A 7,515-nucleotide genomic window follows, 5' to 3' on the forward strand; every position below is an offset into this window, starting at 1 on the left:
CGATGCCGGGGATGTCGGTGTTGTCACCGACGCGCCGGCCGTCCCGGGTCAGGACGACCGTGTTGACCGCCTCGACCGAGGCGGCGGTGTCGCTGATGCCGTCGAGGAGCGGGATGACCGCCCGCTTGAGCGGCATCGTCAGCGACAGCCCGGCCCACTCGGGGCCGAGGCCGGCGATGAACTGCGGGAGCGCGGCCTCGTCTATCTCGAAGCGGTCGTACGACCAGTCGTCGAGGCCGAGCTCCTGGTAGGCGGCGCGGTGCAGCACCGGTGAGAGGGAGTGCTCGATCGGTGAACCGAGCACGGCTGCGCGTATCACTGCCCTGCTGCCTTCTTCCGTTCCTCTTCGTACCGCTGGCGGTTCTTGTTGTGCTCCTCGTTCGTCACGGCGAAGAGGGTCTCGTTCTCGTTCACCGACACGAAGTAGTACCACGGGCCGGTGGCCGGGTTGAGCGCCGACTTGAGCGCGTCGGGGCCCGGGTTGCCGATCGGGCCGGCCGGGAGGCCCTTGATCTTGTAGGTGTTGTACGGGTCGTCGATCTTGCGGAGGTCGTTGACGGAACCGACGTCCAGGGTGCTCGAACCCTTGATGTAGTTGACCGTGGAGTCGAAGTCGAGCAGACCGTAGGTCTCGGTGTTGCCCGGCTTGAGACGGTTGTAGACGACCCGGGAGATCTTGTCGAAGTCGTGCTGGTACTTGCCCTCGGCCTGGACGAGGCTCGCGACGGTGACGAGCTGGAGCGGGTTGGCGAGGCCCAGCTTGGCCGCCTGCCCCTTGAGGTCCGCGCCGGCGTAGGCCTCGTTGGACTTGGCCACCATCTGCTTGAGCATCGACTCGGGGGTCGCGTCCTTGCTGAGGTCGTAGCGGGCCGGGTAGAGGAAGCCCTCCAGCGGGTCCTTGATGTCCTTGCTGTTGTTGGCCCAGTCGGGCAGACCGAGGTTCTTCGCCTCCTTGGCGGCGATGTCCTTGGTCGTGCCCTCCTTGAGCTTGAGCTTGTCGTCGATGGCCTTGTAGACCTGGGCGTTCTTCCAGCCCGGGATGACGTCCAGGGCGTTGACCCCGGCGCCGCCCACCATCATGTCGACGGCGGCCTTGCCCGACATGTGCTCCTTCAGCGTGTAGGAGCCTGCCTGGATGGCGCCGCCCTTGGGGTTGGCCTTGGCGGCGGCGACGAACGCGTCGGCGCTCTTGACGACGCCGTGCGCCTTGAGGATGCGGCCCATCTCACCGACGCCGGTGCCCTTGGGGATGTCGATGGAGACCGAGCCCTCGCCCTCGCCGGCATAGTCCTCGCCGGTGGTGAACTTGGACTTGAGGTAGTCGTAGCCGTAGTAGCCGCCACCGCCGAGGACGGCGACGATCACCACGGCCGCGATCAGGCAGGCCGCGCCGTTGCGGCTCTTGGGCTTGCCCTTCGGCCGGCCGCGGCGCCCGGCGCCGTTCGGCTCGTCGCCGTCGTCGTCCTCGCCGCCGGGCAGGATCGACGAAGCCCTCTCGGCCGGTTCCTCGGCGTACTCCGGCTCCGGCTCGAGCTCCGGCTCCTCCTCGGTGACGAGGTGGCGCCGGCCCGGGGGCTGCGGCGGCGGGTAGGCCTCGGCCGTGCCGTACAGGTCGGGGGCCTCGCCCGGGTACCCGCCGACGGGCTGCTGGGCGTACGGGTCCGCGCCGACGTACGGGTCGGCCTGCGGGACGCCGGCGTACTGGTTCTGGCCGGTGTCCCAGCCCTGGCCGTCGTACACCGGCTGCTGCGGCTGCTGCTGGGCCTGGTGGGGCTGCTGCGGGGCGTAGCCCTGCTGCTGCGGGTACTGGCCCTGCTGCACGTACTGCTGCTGGTACTGCGGGTCCTGCGGGTACTGCCCGTTCTGCGGGTCCTGCCGGTACTGCTGCGGCTGCTGGGGCTGCTGCTGGTACTGCGGCTCCTGCGGATACTGCTGCTGCGGGCCGCCGGCATAGGGCATCTGAGCCTGCTGGGCCTCGTGCCCGGTCCACCCCTGGTCCCCGTACAGGGGGTCCTCCGGGTGCCACGGTTCGGGGCCACGGCCCCGGCCATACTCAGTCATCGATCCCCTAGAGCCGCGAGACGGAGGCAACGGCCCTGTCCGCCGCGGCACCCGGTTCCGCCTCTGAAGTGGTAGACGACGACTTGTTCGAATGCCGTCGCATCGCGCGGAACGTTACCGTATCGCGATCAGACAACCACTTCGACGCACTCACCGGGCGGATTACCCGATACCCGTTCGGTCTCAAGAGCGTTCTGAAGGATGACCACTGCGGCCGCCTGGTCGATGACCGAACGGCCCTTCTTGGCGTTCCTTCCCGAGGCCCGCAGCCCCTGGGCGGCGGTGACCGTCGTCATCCGCTCGTCCACCAGACGGACCGTCACCGGCTTGATCCCCTTGGCGAGTTCCGTGGCGAAGGCGCGCACCTTGGCCGCGGCCGGCCCTTCCCGCCCGCTGAGCGAGCGGGGCAGGCCGACCACGACCTCCAGGGGTTCGTACTCCTCGACGAGCTGCCGCAGCCGCCGGTGGGCGAAGGGGACGTCCCGGCCCGGAACGGTTTCCACCGGCGTGGCCAGCACCCCGTCGGGGTCGCAGGAGGCGACCCCGATCCGGGCGTCCCCGACATCGATGGCCAGACGGCGGCCACGGCGCAGCGTCATGGTCAGACCGTCTCGACGACGAGGCGCTCGACCGCGGCGATGGCGTCCGGGATGGCGGCCGGGTTCTGGCCGCCGCCCTGGGCCACGTCCGGCTTGCCGCCACCGCCGCCACCGAGGGTCTTGGCGGCGGTGCGGACCAGGTCGCCGGCCTTGAGGCCGCGCTCGCGGGCCGCCTCGTTGGTGGCGATGACGGTCAGCGGGCGGTCGTTCGCCGTGGTGAAGAGGGCCACGACGGCCGGGCGGTCGCCCTGGATGCGGCCGCGGACGTCGAGGACCAGCTTGCGCAGGTCGTCGGCGCCGGTGCCGTCCGGGACGGTGCCGACGACGAGGGCGACGCCGCGGATGTCCTGGGCGCCCGCGGCGAGGCCGGCGGCGGCCTGGAGGACCTTCTCCGCGCGGAACTTCTCGATCTCCTTCTCGGCGTCCTTCAGCTTGCCGAGCATGGAGGCGATCTTCTCCGGCAGCTCCTCGGGACGGCCCTTGACCAGCTCCTGGAGCTGGGCGACGACCGTGTGCTCCTTGGCGAGGAAGTTGTAGGCGTCCACGCCTACGAGGGCCTCGACGCGGCGCACGCCGGAGCCGATGGAGGACTCGCCGAGCAGCTTGACCAGGCCGAGCTGGGCGGTGTTGGCGACGTGCGTGCCGCCGCACAGCTCCTTGGAGAAGTCGCCGATGGTCACGACGCGCACGCGCTCGCCGTACTTCTCGCCGAACTCGGCGATGGCGCCCTGCTTCTTCGCCTCGTCGATGCTCATGATCTCGGCGGTGACGTCGAGCTCGCGGGAGAGCACGTCGTTGATCTTCTGCTCGACGTCGGTGAGGACCGTGCCGGGGACGGCGTTCGGCGAACCGAAGTCGAAGCGGAAGCGGCCGGGCGAGTTCTCGGAGCCGGCCTGGGCGGCCGTCGGGCCGAGGGCGTCGCGCAGCGCCTGGTGGGTCAGGTGCGTGGCCGAGTGGGCGCGGGCGATGGCCCGGCGGCGGTTGACGTCGATGGCGGCGTACGCGGAGGCGCCCACCGTCACCTCGCCGACCTGGACGGAGCCCTTGTGCACGGAGACGCCCGGGACGGGCTGCTGCACGTCGCGGACGACGATGACGGCGCCCGAGTCGAGCTTGATGCGGCCCTGGTCGGCGAGCTGGCCGCCGCCCTCGGCGTAGAACGGGGTGCGGTCGAGGACGACCTCGACCTCGTCGCCCTCGGAGGCGGCGGGCGCGGAGACCCCGTTGACCAGCAGGCCGACGATGGTGGACTCGCCCTGAGTGGTGGCGTAGCCGGTGAACTCGGTGGCGCCGGAGCCGTCGGCGATCTCCCGGTAGGCGGACATGTCCGCGTGGCCGGTCTTCTTGGCCTTGGCGTCGGCCTTGGCCCGGTCGCGCTGCTCCTGCATCAGGCGGCGGAAGCCGGGCTCGTCCACGGAGAGGCCCTGTTCGGCGGCCATCTCCAGGGTGAGGTCGATCGGGAAGCCCCAGGTGTCGTGGAGCAGGAACGCCTTGTCGCCGGAGAGGACAGTGCCGCCGGCGGCCTTGGTCTCGGTCACGGCGGTGTCGAGGATGTTCGTGCCGCCCTTGACGGCCTTGAGGAAGGCGGCCTCCTCGGCGAGCGCGACGGTCTCGATGCGCTTGCGGTCGGTGACGAGCTCCGGGTACTGCTGCCCCATCGTGTTGATCACGACGTCGACGAGGTCCTGGACGACCGGGCCGGTGGCGCCCATGAGGCGCATGTTGCGGATGGCGCGGCGCATGATGCGGCGCAGCACGTAGCCGCGGCCCTCGTTGCCGGGGGTGACGCCGTCGCCGATGAGCATGACGGAGGTGCGGATGTGGTCGGCGACCACGCGCATCGAGACGTCGGTGTTCTGGGCGGCGCCGTACTGCACGCCGGTCAGCTCGGTGGCCTTGTCCATGACCACGCGCAGGGTGTCGGTCTCGTACATGTTCTGCACGCCCTGCAGGATCATCGCGAGGCGTTCGAGGCCGAGACCGGTGTCGATGTTCTTCGACGGCAGGTCGCCGAGGATCGGGAAGTCTTCCTTCCCGTCGCCGGCGCCGCGCTCGTACTGCATGAAGACCAGGTTCCAGATCTCCACGTAGCGCTCGTCGTTGACGGCGGGGCCGCCCTCGACGCCGAACTCGGGGCCGCGGTCGTAGTTGATCTCGGAGCAGGGGCCGCAGGGGCCCGGGACGCCCATGGACCAGAAGTTGTCCTTCTTGCCCAGGCGCTGGATGCGCTCGGCGGGGACGCCGATCACGTCGCGCCAGATCGTCTCGGCCTCGTCGTCGTCGAGGTAGACGGTGATCCAGAGCTTCTCCGGCTCCAGGCCGTAGCCGCCGTCCGCCACGGAGCTGGTGAGCAGCTCCCAGGCGTACTTGATGGCGCCTTCCTTGAAGTAGTCGCCGAAGGAGAAGTTGCCGCACATCTGGAAGAACGTGCCGTGGCGGGTGGTCTTGCCGACCTCTTCGATGTCCGGCGTACGGACGCACTTCTGCACGCTGGTGGCCCGGGGGGCCGGGGGCTTGGTCTCGCCGAGGAAGTACGGCTTGAACGGGACCATGCCCGCGTTGACCAGCAGCAGAGTCGGGTCGTCCGCGATGAGCGACGCCGAAGGGACAACGGCATGACCGCGCTCCTCGAAGAAGCTCAGCCAGCGGCGGCGGATTTCAGCCGACTCCATCAGTGGTCCTCATTCCGGTCGTACGAAAAATTCGGGTGGGTGGTCTTGTGGTGCTGGATGGCCCGCATCCGCCGCGGCCCGGGGAGGGCGGTGACGTTGTCGGGCCGGTCGGGGTCCTGGTGCAGTCCCAGTGCGTCGTTCAGCTCGTCCTCGCGCTGCGACATTCCCGCCTTCACGTCGAGGGCGAAGTCCTTGAGGCGGTGACCCGCCTCCACGGCCTTGTCGGCGGCCTGGGCGGCGAGGCTCTCCGGTGTCAGCTTCTTGAGCTGGCGGTTGACCTTGGTGGTGGCCCACACGCCGGCGGCTGCGCCGGCGGTGAACCAGAAGGCTCGGCGGAACATCGGAGGTTTCAGCCCTTCTGCTTCCGGCGCCGGGCGGCCGGCACCGTACGGCCAACGATCACGTTACGTCGGGACGCCTTCCGCGGCGCCTCTTCCGTGGATTTGCCCAGCGCCTTGCGGACTCCGTAGCCGAAGGCCGCGACCTTGACCAGCGGGCCGCCGAAGGTGGAGGCCACGGTGGAGGAGAGTGCGGAGGCGTTCGAGGTGACTTCCTGGACGTCGCTCGCGATGGCGTCGACCCGGTCGAGCTGGGTGCGCGCGGAGCGGACGGTGGTGGAGGCGTCCGCCAGCAGCGGGACGGCCTGGTCGGTCACGTCGGCCACCAGCTTGGTGGTCGCCTTGAGCACCTGGGCCAGCCTCACCAGCACCACGGCGAGGAAGGAGACCAGGATGGCCCAGAAGACGGCCACGAGGATCCCGGCCACCTCTCCACCGGACACGTTGCACCGCTCTCTGCCTGTTGATCATTACGTGGAAAAGTCGTTCTCCGACCCTATCGCGCCGGAGATCCACCGCCGTACCGCAATTCGGGGCCGGGCGGGGCCGCCTTGAACGCAGCGCATCCGGACCAGTACCCTCCGTGTCCCATGCGACAGAGGCCCGATCGACGAAGGACCTGCGGCAATCTTCCCTCGGAGCTGAGCCGCTTCGTCGGGCGGGGTGCGGAACTCGCCGAGGTGGGGAGGCTGCTGGAGGCCTCGCGGCTGGTCACCGTGACCGGTGTGGGCGGGGTCGGCAAGTCCCGGCTGGCCCTGGCGGTGGCCAAGGAGGCCGCCGGGGCGGCGCAGGAACGCCACTGCGACGGCGTGTGGCTGGCCGAGCTGTCCTGCGTACGCGATCCGGCGCTGCTCGAACTCACCCTGGCCGAGTCGCTCGGGCTCACCGACCACACCACGCGGCCGCCCCGGACCGTCCTGGCCGAGCACCTCGCCGAGCGGCGGCTGCTGCTCGTCCTCGACGGGTTCGAGCAGCTCGTCGACGAGACCGCCGAGCTGGTGCGGGAGCTGCTGCTCCGCTCCCCCGGCCTGCACGTGCTGGCCGCCGGGCGGCGGCCGCTGGACCTCCGGGGCGAGCGGACCTTCCCGCTGGCCCCGCCGGGCCCCGACGAGGCGCTGGAACTGCTGGCCGACCGGGCCGCGGACGCCGATCCGGGCTTCGCGGTGACCGGGGCCAACCGGGACGTGCTCGTCGAGCTGTGCGCCCGCCTCGACGGGATCCCGCTGGCGCTGGAGCTGGCGGCGGGGCGGCTGCGGTCGCTGTCCCCGGAGCAGGTGCTGGCACGGCTGGAGGACCGGTTCGCGCTGCTGACGGGCGCGGCGCGGGGGGTCCTGCCCCGGCACCGGGCGCTGCGTACGGCGATCGGCTGGAGCCACGAGCTGTGCACGGCCCGGGAGCGGCTGCTGTGGGCGCGGCTGTCCGTGTTCGCCGGGCACTTCGACCTCGACGCCGCCGAGTACGTGTGCGCGGGGCCGGACCTGCCGGTGGGGTCCGTGCTGGACGTGCTCGGGGAGCTGCTGGCCCAGTCCCTGCTGGCCCGGGAGGAGACGGCGGCCGGGGATCCCCCCGACGGAGTCGGGGGGAGGGTGCGCTACCGGATGCTGGAGACGGTACGGGCGTACGGGGCGGGGTGGCTGGAGTCGCGGGGGGGCGCCCCCCCCGGGCGGGCCCCGGGTGGCGCGGGCCCGCGGCGGGGGGCCCCGCCCGCCGGGGGGGGGGGGGGCGGCCCCGCCGCCCCCCGGGGCGCGGGTGAACCCCCGGGCCGCCCGGGGGCGCCGGGTGTCTCGGTCCGCCCCGGGCGACCGCGGCCGCTTCGGCATCGCGGCCGAGCACCGGGGTCCCGGG

Annotated in this window: 7 protein-coding genes; 1 reads left to right on the forward strand and 6 read right to left on the reverse strand. The window is 71.3% G+C overall.

The annotated features are described in order from the left end of the window. The 6 genes from ACFXA3_RS28910 to ACFXA3_RS28935 all read right to left on the reverse strand — a co-directional run. On the reverse strand, nt 1-304 hold a 304-nt coding region (locus tag ACFXA3_RS28910; RefSeq protein ID WP_385191447.1), incomplete at its 3' end, for a shikimate dehydrogenase family protein. Nucleotides 305-315: 11 nt separating this feature from the next. Then, nucleotides 316-2,061 carry an endolytic transglycosylase MltG gene (mltG, locus tag ACFXA3_RS28915; protein WP_385191449.1) on the reverse strand — a complete coding sequence of 582 codons (1,746 nt, stop codon included), beginning with the start codon at nt 2,059-2,061 and terminating at the stop codon, nt 316-318. Between the two features lie 128 nt (nt 2,062-2,189). Beyond that, nucleotides 2,190-2,660 carry a Holliday junction resolvase RuvX gene (gene ruvX, locus ACFXA3_RS28920; protein WP_266631059.1) on the reverse strand — a complete coding sequence of 157 codons (471 nt, stop codon included), beginning with the start codon at nt 2,658-2,660 and terminating at the stop codon, nt 2,190-2,192. Between the two features lie 2 nt (nt 2,661-2,662). Beyond that, nucleotides 2,663-5,332, reverse strand: coding sequence for an alanine--tRNA ligase (gene alaS, locus ACFXA3_RS28925; protein ID WP_385191450.1), 2,670 nt, complete (start codon nt 5,330-5,332; stop codon nt 2,663-2,665). Beyond that, nucleotides 5,332-5,673, reverse strand: coding sequence for a DUF6167 family protein (locus tag ACFXA3_RS28930; RefSeq protein ID WP_385191451.1), 342 nt, complete (start codon nt 5,671-5,673; stop codon nt 5,332-5,334). Before ACFXA3_RS28930 ends, alaS begins: the two co-directional genes overlap by 1 nt. 8 nt (nt 5,674-5,681) lie before the next feature. Next, nucleotides 5,682-6,113 carry a DUF948 domain-containing protein gene (locus ACFXA3_RS28935; RefSeq protein ID WP_030294568.1) on the reverse strand — a complete coding sequence of 144 codons (432 nt, stop codon included), beginning with the start codon at nt 6,111-6,113 and terminating at the stop codon, nt 5,682-5,684. Nucleotides 6,114-6,260: 147 nt separating this feature from the next. Here ACFXA3_RS28935 and ACFXA3_RS28940 point away from each other — a divergent pair. Beyond that, a partial coding sequence (locus ACFXA3_RS28940; RefSeq protein ID WP_385191452.1) for an ATP-binding protein occupies nt 6,261-7,515 on the forward strand: 1,255 nt, incomplete at its 3' end.

This window comes from Streptomyces sp. NPDC059456 (assembly GCF_042750055.1).
In the GTDB taxonomy this organism is placed as follows: Bacteria; Actinomycetota; Actinomycetes; order Streptomycetales; family Streptomycetaceae; genus Streptomyces.

Excerpts from the sequence above, each read along its gene's own strand:
- mltG (WP_385191449.1), bottom strand. The coding sequence starts at position 2,061 with ATGACTGAGTATGGCCGGGGCCGTGGCCCCGAACCGTGGCACCCGGAG.
- ruvX (WP_266631059.1), bottom strand. The coding sequence starts at position 2,660 with ATGACGCTGCGCCGTGGCCGCCGTCTGGCCATCGATGTCGGGGACGCC.
- alaS (WP_385191450.1), bottom strand. The coding sequence starts at position 5,332 with ATGGAGTCGGCTGAAATCCGCCGCCGCTGGCTGAGCTTCTTCGAGGAG.
- ACFXA3_RS28930 (WP_385191451.1), bottom strand. The coding sequence starts at position 5,673 with ATGTTCCGCCGAGCCTTCTGGTTCACCGCCGGCGCAGCCGCCGGCGTG.